Genomic DNA, 14,272 nt, shown 5'->3' with positions numbered 1-14,272 from the left:
GCGATTCTCGCTCCCGCCCGGGCCCGGTCCAAACCCGTTTTTCCCTCGGCGCACCCCTACCAGTACGCTTCCGGCGCATGACGACAGGGTCTGGTCAGACTCCGGACAACCAGCAGGGCGACCGTCAGGGCACACCGCTCCCCCGGCGCGACCGGCAGGCGCACGGGCGGATACCGACGCAGTACACCCCCGGCAGCGGCAGGCTCCGCGCCGCCGCGAAGAGCGCGCTGCGCAGCAGCGCGGTGCGCGTCCGGCCGGGAGCGCCCACGCCACCCACGCCCGAACCGCAGCAGGGCGCGCCGAGCCGCGTCGGCGCCCGCACGGCCACGGCCTTCGCGATCCGCCCCGGCAGCCCGGACGACGAGGGGCCCACGCCCGATCTGGACGAGCTGACCCAGCCCTACGCGGCCACCACCGCCCGGCGCAGACGCTTCCGCCGCCGCACGCTCGTCCTGGGCACCGCCGTCGTCCTCCTCGTCGGCGGCACAGCGGCCGCCCTGGCGCTCGACGGCGGCCACCGCGCGCACCGCACCGCCGCCGCGGCCGCCACGACCCAGGCGGCCGCCGCGCCGACGACGCCCTCGGCCGTCCCCTCCGCCGTTCCCTCGGCACAGCCGACCCCCAGCCCGACCCTGATCGACCCCGTCGCGCTGCTCTCCAACGCCGCCACGGACAAGGCGCCGCTCAGCGCGGCCACGCTCTTCCCCGGGAAGAACGTCACCGTCAACGGCCATTCCTACACCCAGGCCCTGACCGCGACGTCCCCGTGCGCCCAGGCCGCCTCACCGGCCCTCGCGGGCATCCTCGCCAAGAACGGCTGCCAGGGCGTCTTCCGCGCCACCTACGGCAACGGCCAGGCGGAGGTCACCGTCGGCATCGCCGTCTTCGACAACGCCGCCCAGGCCACCGCGGTGAAGGCGGCGGCCATGACCGGCAACATCGCCTCGCTCTTCGGCGGAGCGGTGAAGCCCTTCTGCCAGAAGGAGGTCTGCCGGATCTCCACCAACGCGGTCGGCCGCTACGCCTACTTCACCGTCGCCGGCTACCCGACCGGCAAGGCGGTCCCGGCCAACGACACGGTCGCCCTGACGGCGAGCAACGACCTCGCGTCACTCGCCTTCCAGGACCTCGCCGACCGCGGCCGTTCCGAGCTGCCTCACTGACCCCCGAGGCTGCTGCTTCCAAGCACCCGCAACCGCCGGGCGGCCCGATTCCGCTCGGCGAGCAGCTCGTCCGCCGGGTAGCCGACCTCTTCGAGGGTCAGCCCGTAGGGCCGGACCACGTTGACGGCGGAGTTCCGCACGCCCCCGGAGAGCACCTCCGCCGGGAAGTCCAGCGGCCGCTGGCCACCGCCGACCAGCAGCATGGACCCGACGAGCGCGCGCACCATGTTGTGGCAGAACGCGTCCGCGCGGACCGTGCCGATCACCAGGCCCGGAACGCCGGGCCCGAGCAGCGCGTCGCCCTCGGTCCGCTCCCAGGAGAACTCCAACAGCTCGCGGATGGTCGTCGCACCCTCGCGCTTCTTGCAGTACGCGGCGAAGTCGTGCTCGCCGACCAGCCGCCGTGCGGCCTCGTTCATCAGCGCGACGTCCAGCGGCCGGTCGTGCCAGAGCACGTGCCCGCGCCGCAGCGGGTCGACGCCGCCCTGGGTGTCGCAGATGCGGTACGCGTACCGGCGCCACACGGCGCTGAACCGCGCGTCGAACCCGGCCGGCGCCTCGGAGAGCCGCCACACCCGGATGTCCCCGGGCAGCCGCCCCGCGAGACGGCGCGGCAGCTTGTCGCCCTCGGCCTGCCAAATCGCCTCGGGGAGGTCGACGTGGGCCACCTGACCGCGCGCATGGACCCCTGCGTCGGTACGGCCCGCGACCGTCAGGGCGAAGATCTCCCGCTGCCGGGTGACCACCGAGATCGCCTCTTCCAACTCCTGCTGGACGGTCCGCCGACCGTTCTTCTGCCGCGCCCAGCCGGAGAACTCCGCGCCGTCGTAGGCCAGGTCCAGCCGGATCCGGACGAAACCATCAGCCGGTCCGTCGCGGCGCGGCTCTGCTTCGCCCGCTTCTTGTTGACAGAGCATTGACTCTCTCTTAGGCAAAGGACCCGTCCCCTCGAAAGGGGACGGGTCCGTTGTGGATCACGCGGGAGGATTACTCCGCCGCGGTCTCCTCCGTCTTCGCGGCGACCTTGGTCGCGGCCTCGGCCTCGCCGACGGCCTCCTGGGCCACGGTCAGGCCCTCGACCAGCTCGATGACGGCCATGGGCGCGTTGTCGCCACGGCGCGTACCGATCTTGGTGATACGGGTGTAGCCACCCGGACGGTTCTCGTAGCGAGGACCGATCTCGGTGAAGAGGGTGTGCAGAACCGCGATGTCCGTGATGACCTTGCGGACCTCACGGCGGTTGTGCAGGTCACCCTTCTTCGCCTTGGTGATCAGCTTCTCCGCGTACGGACGCAGACGGCGGGCCTTGGCCTCCGTCGTGGTGATGCGGCCGTGCTGGAACAGCTCACGGGCCAGACCGGCGAGCAGCAGACGCTCGTGGGACGGACCGCCGCCGAGGCGGGCACCCTTGGCGGGAGCAGGCATGGTGTCTCCTTCAATATCCGGCGTCGGCCGTGTGAGGAACCGGGCCGGGCGTACGGGCGGTGCGCCCGCACGACTTAGACATACAGCTAACAAGAGTACGGGACCGCCGAAGCGGTCCCGTACCCCAGATGACTCCGTGAATCAGAAGAGTCGGCGAGACGTCAGTCTCAGTACTGCTCGGTCTCCGCGAAGCCCGTGTCGTCGTCGTCGGCGCCGAAGGCGTCGGCGGCGGCGGTCGGGTCGAATCCGGGCGGGCTGTCCTTGAGGGCCAGGCCCATGCCGGCCAGCTTCGCCTTGACCTCGTCGATCGACTTCGCACCGAAGTTGCGGATGTCGAGCAGGTCGGCCTCGGAGCGGGCGACGAGCTCACCCACGGTGTGGATGCCCTCGCGCTTGAGGCAGTTGTAGGAGCGGACCGTGAGCTCCAGCTCCTCGATCGGCAGCGCCAGGTCGGCGGCCAGGGCGGCGTCCGTCGGGGACGGGCCCATGTCGATGCCCTCGGCGTCGAGGTTGAGCTCGCGCGCCAGGCCGAACAGCTCGACCAGGGTCTTACCGGCCGACGCCATGGCGTCACGCGGACGCATGGCCGGCTTGGTCTCGACGTCGACGATCAGCTTGTCGAAGTCGGTGCGCTGCTCGACACGGGTGGCCTCGACCTTGTAGGTGACCTTCAGCACGGGGCTGTAGATCGAGTCGACCGGGATGCGGCCGATCTCCTGGCCGGACTGCTTGTTCTGCACGGCGGAGACGTAGCCGCGACCGCGCTCGACGGTCAGCTCCATCTCCAGCTTGCCCTTGCCGTTCAGCGTGGCGAGGACCAGCTCGGGGTTGTGCACCTCGACACCGGCCGGCGGCGCGATGTCGGCGGCGGTGACCAGACCCGGGCCCTGCTTGCGCAGGTACATCACGACCGGCTCGTCGTGCTCCGAGGAGACGACCAGCTGCTTGATGTTGAGGATCAGGTCGGTGACGTCCTCCTTGACGCCCGGCACGGTGGTGAACTCGTGCAGCACGCCGTCGATCCGGATGCTGGTGACAGCGGCGCCGGGGATCGAGGAGAGGAGGGTGCGACGGAGAGAGTTGCCGAGGGTGTAGCCGAAGCCCGGCTCCAGCGGCTCGATGACGAACCGGGAGCGGAACTCGTCAACAACCTCTTCGGTCAGCGTGGGGCGCTGAGCGATAAGCATGAGGTGAATCCTCCATGTAGATCTTCGGCACCCACTATTTGATGCCGACGAACAAAGGATACGGCCTCCGGGTGAACCGGAGGCCGCATCTTTTGGGTGTTACTGCGAAGCGCTTGTGCAGCGCGAAGCGTCAGACGCGGCGACGCTTCGGCGGGCGGCAGCCGTTGTGCGGAACCGGCGTGACGTCCTGGATCGAGCCGACCTCCAGGCCGGTGGCCTGGATGGAGCGGATCGCGGTCTCGCGGCCGGAGCCCGGGCCCTTGACGAAGACGTCGACCTTGCGCATGCCGTGCTCCTGCGCGCGGCGAGCAGCGGCCTCGGCGGCCATCTGCGCGGCGAACGGGGTCGACTTGCGGGAGCCCTTGAAGCCGACGTGGCCCGAGGACGCCCAGGCGATCACGTTGCCCGACGGGTCGGTGATCGAGACGATCGTGTTGTTGAACGTGCTCTTGATGTGGGCGTGCCCGTGAGCGACGTTCTTCTTCTCCTTGCGGCGGATCTTCTTCGCGCCGGCAGCCTGACGGCCCTTGGGAGGCATGAGCTGATTTCTCCTACTGAGGTGGTCGGTCCGCTAGCCCAGCGGGCCGGATTAAGTCCGGTGTGTGGGGCGGACTACTACTTCTTGCCCGGCTTCTTCTTACCGGCAATCGCGCGACGCGGGCCCTTGCGGGTACGCGCGTTGGTGTGGGTGCGCTGACCGCGGACCGGCAGGCCACGGCGGTGACGCAGACCCTCGTAGCAGCCGATCTCGACCTTGCGGCGGATGTCGGCGGCGACGGCGCGGCGGAGGTCACCCTCGACCTCGAAGTTCGCGTCGACGAACTTCTGCAGCGCGACGAGGTCGTCCTCGGTGATGTCGCGGACGCGGATGTCCGGGTTCACACCGGTCTCCGCCAGCGCCTTCTTGGCGAGGGTGCGGCCGATGCCGTAGACGTAGGTGAGGGCGATCTCGATCCGCTTCTCGCGGGGGAGATCAACGCCACTGAGGCGTGCCATGAATCTGGCTCCTGTTGTTTCCTCGGAGGTCTGACGAAACGCCTACCCGTTCAGCTCCCGCTGATCGAGCCCCGGCCTCCGACCGGGGGTGGCAGTCCGCACGTTCAAAGTGGAGAACGAGGGATCGGGCGTCCCGTTTCATGTTGTTTTTCGCGTCGCGCGAAGAGTTACGACCCGTACAGGGGGTGAAATCAGCCCTGGCGCTGCTTGTGGCGCAGGTTCTCGCAGATCACCATGACCCGGCCGTGACGGCGGATCACCTTGCACTTGTCGCAGATCTTCTTGACGCTCGGCTTGACCTTCATCTGACTGTCAATCTCCGGGTCTGGATCTGCTGGTTACTTGTACCGGTAGACGATGCGACCACGGGTCAGGTCGTACGGGCTGAGCTCGACGACGACCCGGTCGTCCGGGAGGATGCGGATGTAGTGCATGCGCATCTTGCCGCTGATGTGCGCGAGAACCTTGTGACCGTTCTGCAGCTCCACCTTGAACATCGCGTTCGGCAGAGACTCGATCACGGTGCCCTCGATCTCGATGGCGCCTTGCTTCTTGGCCATAATCCTGCGGGATTGCCTTCCGGAATCGACTACCGTAGTCGGCACTCACGCAGGGACCTTGTTCAGATCCACCCTCAGCCCCTAGCGGGCGAGGACATGCGGAAGCAAGCTACGAGTGAGCCGACACAGCAGTCTACGTCAGTAGGCAAGTGAACGCGAAATCAGCCCAGCGGGTCGGGAGCGACCGTCACACCGAGCTCCGCGAGCTTCGCCTTGCCGCCGTCGAAGGCGGTGAGCACGAACGGGCCCTCCTCCGTCAGCGCGACGGAGTGCTCCCAGTGCGAGGACCAGGTGCCGTCGTTGCTGACGACCGTCCACTCGTCCGCGAGGGTGTGGGTCTTCGGGGTGCCGAGCGTGATCATCGGCTCGATGGCGATGCAGAAGCCCGGGACCAGCTTCATGCCGCGGCCGCGCCGGCGGTCGACGTAGTTCAGCAGGTGCGGGTCCATGTGCATGGCGGAGCCGATGCCGTGGCCGCCGTAGTCCTCGACGATGCCGTACTTGCCGCGCGGCGGCAGCGGCTGGCGGCGGATGTAGCCCTCGATGCCGCGGCTGATGTCGGAGAGTCGGTTGTTCTTCTTGACCTGCGCGATGCCGGCCCACATGGAGCCCTCGGTGGTCGCGCTCAGCGCGTGCAGCTCCGGAGCGTGACCGCCACCGACGAAGACGGTCACGGCCGCGTCGCCGTGCCAGCCGTCGACGATCGCGCCGCAGTCGATGGAGATCATGTCGCCGTCGTTCAGCACCCGCTCGCCGGGGATGCCGTGGACGACCTCCTCGTTGACGGAGGCGCAGATCACACCGGTGAAGCCGTGGTAGCCGAGGAAGTTGGACTTCGCACCGTGGCCCTCGATGACCTTCTTGGCGATGGCGTCGAGCTCACCCGTGGTCACGCCCGGAACGGCCGCCTCGCTCGCCGCCTTCAGCGCCTCGGCCACGATCAGCCCGGCCTCCCGCATCTTCGCGATCTGCTCGGGCGTCTTGATCTCAACCATGCACTCTTCCCGCTCTCCTCAACCAAAGGCCCAGACACGCTGCATCATCCGGAAACAGCACCGCGGCCGTGACATCCCTCAAGGGTGTCACGGCCGCGGCCAGAAGGTGAAACTAGTCGTTCGCGTTCTCCCGCAGCGCGGCGATCGCGCGCTCGGTGACCTCGTCGACCGTGCCGAGAGCCGAGATCGTGGTGACCAGGCCCTGCTTGCGGTAGTAGTCGATGATCGGCTCGGTCTCCGTGTGGTAGACCTCGAGCCGGGTGCGCACGGTCTCCTCGGAGTCGTCCGAGCGCTGGTACAGCTCGCCACCGCACTCGTCGCAGACGCCCTCGGCGGCCGGCTGCTTGTAGATCACGTGGTAGATGTGCTGGCTGTCGTTCCGGCACAGGCGACGGCCCGCGATGCGGCCGACGACCTCCTCCTCGGGAACCTCCAGGTCCAGCACGCCGTCGAGGGCGATGCCGAACTCCTTGAGGATCTCGTCCAGCGCGACGGCCTGCGCGGTGTTGCGCGGGAAACCGTCCAGCAGGAAGCCGTTCTCGGTGTCGGCGTGCTGCAGGCGGTCCTTCACCATCGCGATGGTGACCTCGTCGGGTACCAGCTTGCCCGTGTCCATGATGCTCTTCGCCAGGCGACCGAGCTCGGTGCCCTGCGAGATGTTGGCGCGGAACAGGTCGCCGGTGGACACGTGCGGGATGGACAGGGTCTTCGTCAGCCGTTCGGCCTGAGTACCCTTCCCGGCCCCGGGGGGTCCGACGAGGACGATACGCATCAGCGGAGGAACCCTTCGTAGTTACGCTGCTGGAGCTGGCTCTCGATCTGCTTCACAGTTTCAAGGCCGACACCCACAACGATGAGGATGCTCGTACCGCCGAACGGGAAGTTCGAAGACGCCGAGAACAGCCCGAGTGCGATCAGGGGCACCAGGGCGATGATGCCCAGGTAGAGCGAGCCCGGCCAGGTGATCCTGGTCAGCACATAGTTCAGGTATTCCGCCGTCGGGCGGCCGGCCCGGATGCCCGGGATGAACCCACCATACTTCTTCATGTTGTCGGCGACTTCTTCGGGGTTGAACGAGATGGCCACGTAGAAGAAGGCAAAAAAGACAATCAGGATGAAGTACACGACCATGTACAGCGCACTGTCGGTGTTCTTCGCGAGGTTCTGGTCGATCCACTGACCCCAGCCCTTCTGGGCCGAGCCGCTGAGCTGCACGACCAGCGCGGGGATGTAGAGCAGCGAGCTCGCGAAGATGACGGGGATCACACCCGCCTGGTTGACCTTCAGCGGGATGTAGGTCGAGGTGCCGCCGTACGCGCGACGACCGATCATGCGCTTCGCGTACTGGACCGGGATCCGGCGCTGGGCCTGCTCGACGAAGACCACCAGGCCGACCATGGCCAGACCCATCGCGATGACGATGAAGAAGGTCAGCCAGCCCTTGCTCGCCTTGATGCTCCACAGCTGCGTGGGGAACTGCGCGGCGACCGAGGTGAAGATGAGGATCGACATGCCGTTGCCGATGCCGCGGTCGGTGATCAGCTCGCCCAGCCACATGATGACGGTGGTGCCCGCGGTCATCGTGATGACCATGGTGGCGACGGTGAAGACCGACTGGTTCGGGACGACGGTGCTGCCGGGGCAGGCGTTGCCGAAGAGCGCGCCGTTCTGGGCGGTGGCGGAGATCGCGGTGGCCTGGAGGATCGCGAGGGCGATGGTCAGGTAACGCGTGTACTGCGTGATCTTCGCCGTACCGGCCTGACCCTCCTTCTTGAGGGCGTCCAGGCGCGGGATCACCACGGTCAGCAGCTGCAGGATGATGCTCGACGTGATGTACGGCATGATCCCGAGCGCGAAGATGGTGATCTGCAGCAGCGCACCGCCGGAGAACAGGTTCACCAGGCCGAGCAGCTGGTTGCCACCGTTCTTGTTCATGGTGGTGAGGCAGCTCTGCACGCCCGCGTAGTTCACGCCCGGCACGGGGATGTGCGCGCCCATCCGGAACACGACCATGATGCCCAGCGTGAACAGCAGCTTCTTGCGCAGGTCGGGCGTCTTGAACGCCCGGGCGAACGCGGTGAGCACGGGGCCTCCTGCTGCTCCCGGCCGACTGCGGCGGGAGGGACGGTGGATCAGGGGGGCGCCGTCCGGGTGGTTGCGCTTCGCAGCGCTTGTACCGAGACGGGGGGCCAACCTACAAGTGGACTCCACGGACTCTAACAGCCGGTGGTGCCAGGAAAGAAGCACGGAACCCGGGCGGGGTAGGGCCAGTTCATCTGCTGACGACCTTTGTCCGGGTGGGACGGGGTGTCTTGTCCGATCTGTCCGCCCAGCCGTTCACCGTCGGTGCCCGTTAGGAGTAATTGAGCCGTGAATTGCCCATGAACAGCGCCTCGCGCCGCACACTGGCACATCCCGGGCTGGTAGACAGGACGCCATCCGGGGGACGGCCAAACGAACGACCGAGGCTCTCTTTGTTGTTGCGACGACTCCGGCGCACGCCCGTCTGGCTCCCGTCGGCCCTGCTGGCGCTGCTGCTGGGCTTCTGGCAGCTCGGCCGCCCCCTCCTGTGGCGCGACGAGCTCGCCACCTGGAGCGCGGCGAACCGCAGCCTCGGGCAGCTGTGGGGCCTGCTGGGCAACGTCGACGCCGTCTCCGGCGCCTACTACCTCTTCCTGCACGGCTGGACCGCCGTCCTCGGCGACTCCCCCGTCGCGCTGCGCACCCCCAGCGTGCTGGCCACGGGCCTGGCCGCCGGGCTCACCGCCGCGACCGGCAAGCGGCTCTTCGGCGCCCGGGCCGGCCTCTGGGCGGGCCTGCTCTTCGCGCTCACCCCCGCGGTCCTGCGATACGCGCAGGAGGCACGGGCCTACGGGATGGTCACCGCCGCGGTCCTGCTGGCCACCTGGCAGCTGGTCCGCATCCTTTCCTGCAAGCCCGGCTGGTCGCGGCGCCGGATGCGCCTGGAATGGCTCGGCTACGCGGGCACGCTGGTCCTCGTCGGCCTGTTGCACCTGGTCGCCCTGGCGGTGCTGACCTCGCACCTGTGGCTGGTCCTCACCCGCCGGCGCGGCGCGTGGCGCGGCCTGCTGGCGGCCACGGTGTCGGCGGTGCTGCTGCTCTCACCGCTGCTGGTCGCCGGGCACGCGCAGTCCGGGCGGCAGATCAACTGGATCCCGCGGCCGAACCTGGTCGCCTTCCCCGGCATGATCCACGACCTCACCTACTCGTGGCCGATCTCGGTCGCGCTGCTGGTGCTGGCCGTCCTCGCGTGCACCCGACGCGACGGTCTGCGGTACCTGCCGGTGCCGATCCTGCCGATCGTGACGATCTGGATCGCCTCCCAGGGCACGAACTCCTACTGGGTCGAGCGCTACCTGCTCTTCACCGTCCCGCTGTGGACAATCCTGGCGGGCGCGGGCGCGGAGAGGCTCCCCCGCGCACGTTGGACCGCTCCCGCCGCGGTGGTCCTGGTCGCGGCGCTCGCCTTTCCGGGCCTCAAGGCGCAGAGCGACGCGTGGTCCCACACCGGCACCGACTGGCGCGGCGCGGCCCGCCTCATCGGCGCGCAATACCACCCCGGCGACGCGGTCGTGCCGGAACGAGGCGGCTCGGCCGTCTACATGGTCGACCTCGGCCTCGACTACTACTTCCCCGCCCGCGTCCACCCCAAGGACCTCTTCGTCGCACAGAGCGCGGTGGCGCGCGACGACCTCATGGTCAAGGAGTGTGCGCACCCGGTCGCCTGCCTGAACGGCGCCCCGCGGGTCTGGGTGGTCACCTTCGGCCACGCGAGCGATCCCCTGAGCGGGCTCCCGAAGTCCCAGCAGGCCGCGCTGCGCGGGCACTACCAAGTCGCCGGGGTGCACTACCTGAAGGGCCTCACCGTCGGTCTGCTGACCGCCGACTGAACCGGCTCCCGGGCACCGACGGGACAGCGACCGGACAACGACGAAGGCCCGGCTCCCCTTGCGGGGAACCGGGCCTTCGTGCGTGATCGTCAGCGACGAGCTCAGATGAGCTCGGTCACCGTGCCGCCGGCGGCGGTGATCTTCTCGGCGGCGGAGCCGGAGACGGCGTCGACCGACACCTGCAGCGCCACGGAGATCTCGCCGGTGCCGAGCACCTTGACGAGGGCGTTCTTACGAACGGCACCCTTCGCGACCAGGTCCTCGACCGTGACCTCGCCACCCTGCGGGTAGAGCGCGGCCAGCTTGTCCAGGTTCACGACCTGGAACTCGACGCGGAACGGGTTCTTGAAGCCCTTCAGCTTCGGCAGACGCATGTGGAGGGGCATCTGCCCACCCTCGAAGCGCTGCGGAACCTGGTAACGGGCCTTGGTGCCCTTGGTACCACGACCAGCGGTCTTACCCTTGGACGCCTCACCACGACCGACACGGGTCTTGGCGGTCTTGGCGCCCGGGGCGGGCCGCAGGTTGTGGATCTTCAGCGGGTTCTGCTCCGCCATCTCAGTCCACCTCCTCGACCGTGACGAGGTGGCGGACGGTGTGGGCCATCCCGCGGATCTCGGGACGGTCCTCCTTCACGACCACGTCGTGCATGCGCTTGAGACCAAGCGAACGCAGGGTGTCACGGTGGTTCTGCTTGCTACCGATGTAGGACTTGACCTGGGTGATCTTCAGGCGAGCCATTACGCAGCCCCCTGCCCAGCAGCCCGGGCGCGCAGCAGCGCGGCCGGAGCGACGTCCTCCAGCGGCAGACCACGACGGGCAGCGATCTCCTCGGGGCGCGAAAGGCCCTTCAGCGCGGCCACGGTCGCGTGGACGATGTTGATCGCGTTGTCGGAGCCCAGGGACTTCGACAGGATGTCGTGCACGCCGGCGCACTCGAGCACGGCACGCACCGGACCACCGGCGATGACGCCGGTACCCGGGGAAGCCGGCTTGAGCAGGACGACGCCCGCGGCCTTCTCGCCCTGGATGGGGTGAGGAATGGTGCCCTGGATACGGGGGACCTTGAAGAAGTGCTTCTTGGCCTCCTCAACACCCTTGGCGATGGCGGCCGGCACCTCCTTGGCCTTGCCGTAACCGACACCCACGGTGCCGTCACCGTCGCCCACCACGACCAGCGCGGTGAAGGAGAAGCGACGACCACCCTTGACAACCTTGGCGACACGGTTGATCGCTACGACGCGCTCGACGTAGGCGGTCTTCTCGACGACGGCGTTGCCGTCACGACCATCCCGCTTACGGTCCCGCCGCTCGCCACCGCCGGTGCCGCCGCCGGCGCCGCTACCGCGGCGCTGGGGTCCAGCCATTGGATTTACCTCTCTCGTTTACGTCCGTCAGCCTGTGGCCAGCGGGTCAGAAGTCCAGACCGGCCTCGCGGGCAGCGTCCGCCAGAGCCGCAATGCGGCCGGCGTACTGGTTGCCCGCGCGGTCGAACACGACCTGCTCGATACCGGCAGCCTTGGCGCGCTCGGCGACCAGGGCTCCGACCTTCTTGGCCTGCTCGGTCTTGTCAGCCTCGGCGCCCTTGATGGACACGTCGAGGGTGGACGCCGAAGCCAGGGTGTGGCCCGCGAGGTCGTCGATCACCTGCGCCACGATGTGGCGGTTGGACCGAGAGACCACGAGGCGCGGACGAACCGGAGTACCGGAGACGCGCTTGCGGACGCGGATGGCGCGGCGCTTGCGGGCGGCGGCCTTGTAGCCGTTGCCCTTGCCGATCTTCACACCGACAGTCATGGGTTACTTACCACTCTTTCCGACCTTGCGGCGGATGACCTCGCCCGCGTACTTAACGCCCTTGGCCTTGTACGGGTCGGGCTTACGCAGCTTGCGGATCTTCGCGGCGACCTCGCCGACCTTCTGCTTGTCGATGCCGTCCACGTGGAACTTGGTCGGCGACTCGACCACGAAGGAGATGCCCTCCGGGGCCGGGACCAGGATCGGGTGGCTGTAGCCGAGGGAGAACTCCATGTCGGAGCCCTTCGCCGCGACACGGTAACCAACACCGCTGATCTCGAGCGACTTGCGGTAGCCCGCGGTCACGCCGGTGATCATGTTCGCCACCAGCGTGCGGGTCAGGCCGTGCAGGGCCTTCGACATGCGCTCGTCGTTCGGGCGGGAGACGACAAGCGTGCCGTCCTCGTCCTTCACGATCTCGATCGGCGCGGCGACGGCGTGGGTGAGAGAGCCCTTGGGGCCCTTCACCGAGACCGTGCGGCCATCGATGGTGACGTCCACGCCGGCGGGAACCGGGATGGGCAGCCGTCCAATGCGAGACATTGCTGTACCTCCGTTTCCCTTAGTTACCAGACGTAGGCGAGGACTTCCCCACCCACGCCCTTCTTGGCAGCCTGCTGGCCGGTGAGCAGACCCTGCGACGTGGAGATGATCGCCACGCCCAGGCCGCCGAGCACCTTCGGCATAGCGGTGGACTTGGTGTAGACCCGCAGACCCGGCTTCGAGATCCGCTTGATGCCCGCGATCGAGCGCTCACGGTTCGGGCCGAACTTGAGGTCGATGGTCAGCTTCTTGCCGACCTCGCCCTCGCTCGGGTCCTCGACCTTCCAGGAGGTGATGTAACCCTCCTGCTTGAGGATCTCCGCGATGTGAGTCTTGATCTTCGAGTGGGGCATCACGACGGAGTCGTGGTAGGCCGAGTTCGCGTTTCGCAGACGCGTCAGCATGTCTGCGATCGGGTCGGTCATGGTCATGATGGCCTAAGGCCTCTCTCACCGTGGTTTCCGCGCGCCTCGTTTGCAGAAGGGGCACGGGACCTGCGGTGTAGTAAGACGAATTCGGGGCAGCACGGGCCCCGACCTCCAAAGGTTACAGGAGGCCGGGAGCCCGACTGATCCGAGGTTGCTTACCTCAGAACTTCTGGAGGATTACCAGGAGCTCTTGGTCACGCCCGGCAGCTCGCCGCGGTGCGCCATCTCACGAAGGCAGACACGGCAGAGGCCGAACTTGCGGTACACGGAGTGCGGACGGCCGCAGCGCTGGCACCGGGTGTAACCCCGGACGCCGAACTTCGGCTTGCGCTCCGCCTTGGCGATCAGCGCCTTCTTCGCCATGGGTCAGCTCTCCTTGAACGGGAAGCCGAGAGCCCGCAGCAGCGCCCGGCCCTCGTCGTCGGTCTGGGCGGTGGTCACCACGGTGATGTCCATACCACGGGGACGGTCGACCTTGTCCTGGTCGATCTCGTGGAACATCACCTGCTCGGTCAGACCGAAGGTGTAGTTGCCCTTGCCGTCGAACTGCTTCGGCGACAGACCACGGAAGTCGCGGATACGCGGGAGCGCCAGCGAGATCAGGCGGTCCAGGAACTCCCACATGCGGTCACCACGAAGGGTGACGTGGGCGCCGATCGGCTGACCCTCACGCAGCTTGAACTGCGCGATGCTCTTGCGAGCCTTGGTCACGGTCGGCTTCTGGCCGGTGATCGCGGTGAGGTCCTTGACCGCACCGTCGATCAGCTTCGAGTCGCGGGCGGCGTCGCCCACACCCATGTTGACCACGACCTTGACCAGGCCGGGGATCAGCATGACGTTCTCGTAAGCGAACTGCTCGTTCAGCTGACCCTTGATCTCGGAGCGGTAGCGCTCCTTGAGACGGGGGCTGACCTTCTCAATCGAGGTGTCGGTCATCAGATGTCCTCACCGGTGCGCTTGGCAACGCGGATCTTGTTGCCCTGCTCGTCGAATCGGTAGCCGACGCGGGTGACGACCTTCTTGCCGTCCTTCTCCACCACGAGCTGAACGTTGCTCACGTGGATCGGGGCCTCGACGGTCACGATGCCGCCGGCCTTGGAGCCGTTGGCGGTGGGCGTGGCCTTGGTGTGCTTCTTGACCCGGTTGACACCCTCGACCAGGACCTTGGACGTGGTCGGGAAGGCCTGAATGACCTTGCCCTGCTTGCCCTTGTCCTTGCCGGTGATGACCTGGACCAGGTCACCCTTCTTGATCTTCATGCTGTTAG

21 protein-coding genes are annotated in these 14,272 nt (G+C 67.8%); 2 read left to right on the top strand and 19 right to left on the bottom strand.

The annotated features are described in order from the left end of the window. The first annotated feature begins 77 nt into the window (after positions 1-77). Entirely contained in the window at positions 78-1,163 is a 1,086-nt protein-coding gene (locus tag BMY61_RS12280) for a hypothetical protein (protein WP_143094298.1), read from the top strand. Here BMY61_RS12280 and truA read toward each other — a convergent pair. The 10 genes from truA to secY form a co-directional block, all read right to left on the bottom strand. Continuing rightward, positions 1,157-2,080, bottom strand: a complete 924-nt coding sequence (gene truA / locus BMY61_RS12275) for a tRNA pseudouridine(38-40) synthase TruA (RefSeq protein ID WP_042451784.1) — start codon at positions 2,078-2,080, stop codon at positions 1,157-1,159. The genes BMY61_RS12280 and truA overlap by 7 nt on opposite strands. 70 nt (positions 2,081-2,150) lie before the next feature. Further along, on the bottom strand, positions 2,151-2,588 hold the full coding sequence (gene rplQ, locus BMY61_RS12270) for a 50S ribosomal protein L17 (protein ID WP_042451781.1): 438 nt from the start codon (positions 2,586-2,588) through the stop codon (positions 2,151-2,153). Positions 2,589-2,755: 167 nt separating this feature from the next. Further along, on the bottom strand, positions 2,756-3,775 hold the full coding sequence (locus tag BMY61_RS12265) for a DNA-directed RNA polymerase subunit alpha (RefSeq protein ID WP_042367633.1): 1,020 nt from the start codon (positions 3,773-3,775) through the stop codon (positions 2,756-2,758). A 130-nt stretch (positions 3,776-3,905) separates the two neighbouring features. After that, positions 3,906-4,313, bottom strand: coding sequence for a 30S ribosomal protein S11 (gene rpsK, locus BMY61_RS12260; RefSeq protein ID WP_042367634.1), 408 nt, complete (start codon positions 4,311-4,313; stop codon positions 3,906-3,908). A gap of 77 nt (positions 4,314-4,390) precedes the next feature. Continuing rightward, complete coding sequence (gene rpsM, locus BMY61_RS12255) at positions 4,391-4,771, bottom strand: 30S ribosomal protein S13 (RefSeq protein WP_042451778.1); 381 nt, start codon at positions 4,769-4,771, stop codon at positions 4,391-4,393. Between the two features lie 191 nt (positions 4,772-4,962). After that, positions 4,963-5,076: a 50S ribosomal protein L36 gene (gene rpmJ / locus BMY61_RS12250; protein ID WP_009740505.1), complete on the bottom strand. Its 114-nt coding sequence runs from the start codon at positions 5,074-5,076 to the stop codon at positions 4,963-4,965. Between the two features lie 33 nt (positions 5,077-5,109). Next, complete coding sequence (gene infA / locus BMY61_RS12245) at positions 5,110-5,331, bottom strand: translation initiation factor IF-1 (protein WP_003956442.1); 222 nt, start codon at positions 5,329-5,331, stop codon at positions 5,110-5,112. Positions 5,332-5,492: 161 nt separating this feature from the next. After that, positions 5,493-6,326: a type I methionyl aminopeptidase gene (gene map, locus BMY61_RS12240; protein ID WP_042451776.1), complete on the bottom strand. Its 834-nt coding sequence runs from the start codon at positions 6,324-6,326 to the stop codon at positions 5,493-5,495. Between the two features lie 112 nt (positions 6,327-6,438). Continuing rightward, the gene (locus tag BMY61_RS12235) at positions 6,439-7,098 is read right to left on the bottom strand and encodes an adenylate kinase (protein WP_042451773.1); all 660 of its coding nucleotides are present in this window, start codon (positions 7,096-7,098) and stop codon (positions 6,439-6,441) included. Next, complete coding sequence (secY, locus tag BMY61_RS12230) at positions 7,098-8,411, bottom strand: preprotein translocase subunit SecY (RefSeq protein WP_042451771.1); 1,314 nt, start codon at positions 8,409-8,411, stop codon at positions 7,098-7,100. The genes BMY61_RS12235 and secY overlap by 1 nt, the downstream gene beginning before the upstream one ends. A 392-nt stretch (positions 8,412-8,803) precedes the next feature. Here secY and BMY61_RS12225 point away from each other — a divergent pair, with 392 nt between their 5' ends. Then, entirely contained in the window at positions 8,804-10,237 is a 1,434-nt protein-coding gene (locus tag BMY61_RS12225) for a glycosyltransferase family 39 protein (RefSeq protein WP_161791293.1), read from the top strand. Between the two features lie 101 nt (positions 10,238-10,338). Here BMY61_RS12225 and rplO read toward each other — a convergent pair whose 3' ends face one another. The 9 genes from rplO to rplX form a co-directional block, all read right to left on the bottom strand. Next, the gene (rplO, locus tag BMY61_RS12220) at positions 10,339-10,794 is read right to left on the bottom strand and encodes a 50S ribosomal protein L15 (protein WP_042367651.1); all 456 of its coding nucleotides are present in this window, start codon (positions 10,792-10,794) and stop codon (positions 10,339-10,341) included. 1 nt (position 10,795) lies between these two features. After that, complete coding sequence (gene rpmD / locus BMY61_RS12215; RefSeq protein ID WP_037605696.1) at positions 10,796-10,978, bottom strand: 50S ribosomal protein L30; 183 nt, start codon at positions 10,976-10,978, stop codon at positions 10,796-10,798. Then, positions 10,978-11,604, bottom strand: a complete 627-nt coding sequence (gene rpsE / locus BMY61_RS12210) for a 30S ribosomal protein S5 (protein WP_042451769.1) — start codon at positions 11,602-11,604, stop codon at positions 10,978-10,980. Before rpsE ends, rpmD begins: the two co-directional genes overlap by 1 nt. A gap of 46 nt (positions 11,605-11,650) precedes the next feature. After that, positions 11,651-12,034 carry a 50S ribosomal protein L18 gene (rplR, locus tag BMY61_RS12205; RefSeq protein ID WP_042451767.1) on the bottom strand — a complete coding sequence of 128 codons (384 nt, stop codon included), beginning with the start codon at positions 12,032-12,034 and terminating at the stop codon, positions 11,651-11,653. Between the two features lie 3 nt (positions 12,035-12,037). Then, positions 12,038-12,577, bottom strand: a complete 540-nt coding sequence (rplF, locus tag BMY61_RS12200; protein WP_042451765.1) for a 50S ribosomal protein L6 — start codon at positions 12,575-12,577, stop codon at positions 12,038-12,040. Between the two features lie 23 nt (positions 12,578-12,600). Then, positions 12,601-13,008: a 30S ribosomal protein S8 gene (gene rpsH, locus BMY61_RS12195; protein ID WP_042387004.1), complete on the bottom strand. Its 408-nt coding sequence runs from the start codon at positions 13,006-13,008 to the stop codon at positions 12,601-12,603. Positions 13,009-13,182: 174 nt separating this feature from the next. Further along, positions 13,183-13,368 carry a type Z 30S ribosomal protein S14 gene (locus BMY61_RS12190; RefSeq protein WP_037575347.1) on the bottom strand — a complete coding sequence of 62 codons (186 nt, stop codon included), beginning with the start codon at positions 13,366-13,368 and terminating at the stop codon, positions 13,183-13,185. 3 nt (positions 13,369-13,371) lie between these two features. Then, complete coding sequence (rplE, locus tag BMY61_RS12185) at positions 13,372-13,941, bottom strand: 50S ribosomal protein L5 (protein ID WP_042451763.1); 570 nt, start codon at positions 13,939-13,941, stop codon at positions 13,372-13,374. Then, positions 13,941-14,264 (bottom strand): 50S ribosomal protein L24, encoded by a 324-nt coding sequence (gene rplX, locus BMY61_RS12180; protein WP_042367806.1) that lies wholly within the window; start codon positions 14,262-14,264, stop codon positions 13,941-13,943. The genes rplE and rplX overlap by 1 nt, the downstream gene beginning before the upstream one ends. Positions 14,265-14,272: the final 8 nt, after the last annotated feature.

The sequence above is a fragment of the Streptacidiphilus jiangxiensis genome, assembly GCF_900109465.1.
Lineage (GTDB): Bacteria > Actinomycetota > Actinomycetes > Streptomycetales > Streptomycetaceae > Streptacidiphilus > Streptacidiphilus jiangxiensis.
The sequence above is the reverse complement of the archived record's forward strand: the minus strand, read 5'-3'. Positions and strand labels throughout refer to the sequence as shown.

Bases quoted from the DNA above. Each gene is read 5' to 3' on its own strand.
- infA (WP_003956442.1), bottom strand. From the start codon at position 5,331: ATGGCCAAGAAGCAAGGCGCCATCGAGATCGAGGGCACCGTGATCGAG.
- rplE (WP_042451763.1), bottom strand. From the start codon at position 13,941: ATGACCGACACCTCGATTGAGAAGGTCAGCCCCCGTCTCAAGGAGCGC.
- BMY61_RS12265 (WP_042367633.1), bottom strand. From the start codon at position 3,775: ATGCTTATCGCTCAGCGCCCCACGCTGACCGAAGAGGTTGTTGACGAG.
- rplQ (WP_042451781.1), bottom strand. From the start codon at position 2,588: ATGCCTGCTCCCGCCAAGGGTGCCCGCCTCGGCGGCGGTCCGTCCCAC.
- rplO (WP_042367651.1), bottom strand. From the start codon at position 10,794: ATGGCGGAGCAGAACCCGCTGAAGATCCACAACCTGCGGCCCGCCCCG.
- rpsE (WP_042451769.1), bottom strand. From the start codon at position 11,604: ATGGCTGGACCCCAGCGCCGCGGTAGCGGCGCCGGCGGCGGCACCGGC.
- BMY61_RS12280 (WP_143094298.1), top strand. From the start codon at position 78: ATGACGACAGGGTCTGGTCAGACTCCGGACAACCAGCAGGGCGACCGT.
- BMY61_RS12190 (WP_037575347.1), bottom strand. From the start codon at position 13,368: ATGGCGAAGAAGGCGCTGATCGCCAAGGCGGAGCGCAAGCCGAAGTTC.
- rpsH (WP_042387004.1), bottom strand. From the start codon at position 13,008: ATGACCATGACCGACCCGATCGCAGACATGCTGACGCGTCTGCGAAAC.
- rpsM (WP_042451778.1), bottom strand. From the start codon at position 4,771: ATGGCACGCCTCAGTGGCGTTGATCTCCCCCGCGAGAAGCGGATCGAG.
- rpsK (WP_042367634.1), bottom strand. From the start codon at position 4,313: ATGCCTCCCAAGGGCCGTCAGGCTGCCGGCGCGAAGAAGATCCGCCGC.
- BMY61_RS12235 (WP_042451773.1), bottom strand. From the start codon at position 7,098: ATGCGTATCGTCCTCGTCGGACCCCCCGGGGCCGGGAAGGGTACTCAG.
- rpmJ (WP_009740505.1), bottom strand. From the start codon at position 5,076: ATGAAGGTCAAGCCGAGCGTCAAGAAGATCTGCGACAAGTGCAAGGTG.
- map (WP_042451776.1), bottom strand. From the start codon at position 6,326: ATGGTTGAGATCAAGACGCCCGAGCAGATCGCGAAGATGCGGGAGGCC.
- truA (WP_042451784.1), bottom strand. From the start codon at position 2,080: ATGCTCTGTCAACAAGAAGCGGGCGAAGCAGAGCCGCGCCGCGACGGA.
- rpmD (WP_037605696.1), bottom strand. From the start codon at position 10,978: ATGGCTCGCCTGAAGATCACCCAGGTCAAGTCCTACATCGGTAGCAAG.
- rplX (WP_042367806.1), bottom strand. From the start codon at position 14,264: ATGAAGATCAAGAAGGGTGACCTGGTCCAGGTCATCACCGGCAAGGAC.
- rplR (WP_042451767.1), bottom strand. From the start codon at position 12,034: ATGACTGTCGGTGTGAAGATCGGCAAGGGCAACGGCTACAAGGCCGCC.
- rplF (WP_042451765.1), bottom strand. From the start codon at position 12,577: ATGTCTCGCATTGGACGGCTGCCCATCCCGGTTCCCGCCGGCGTGGAC.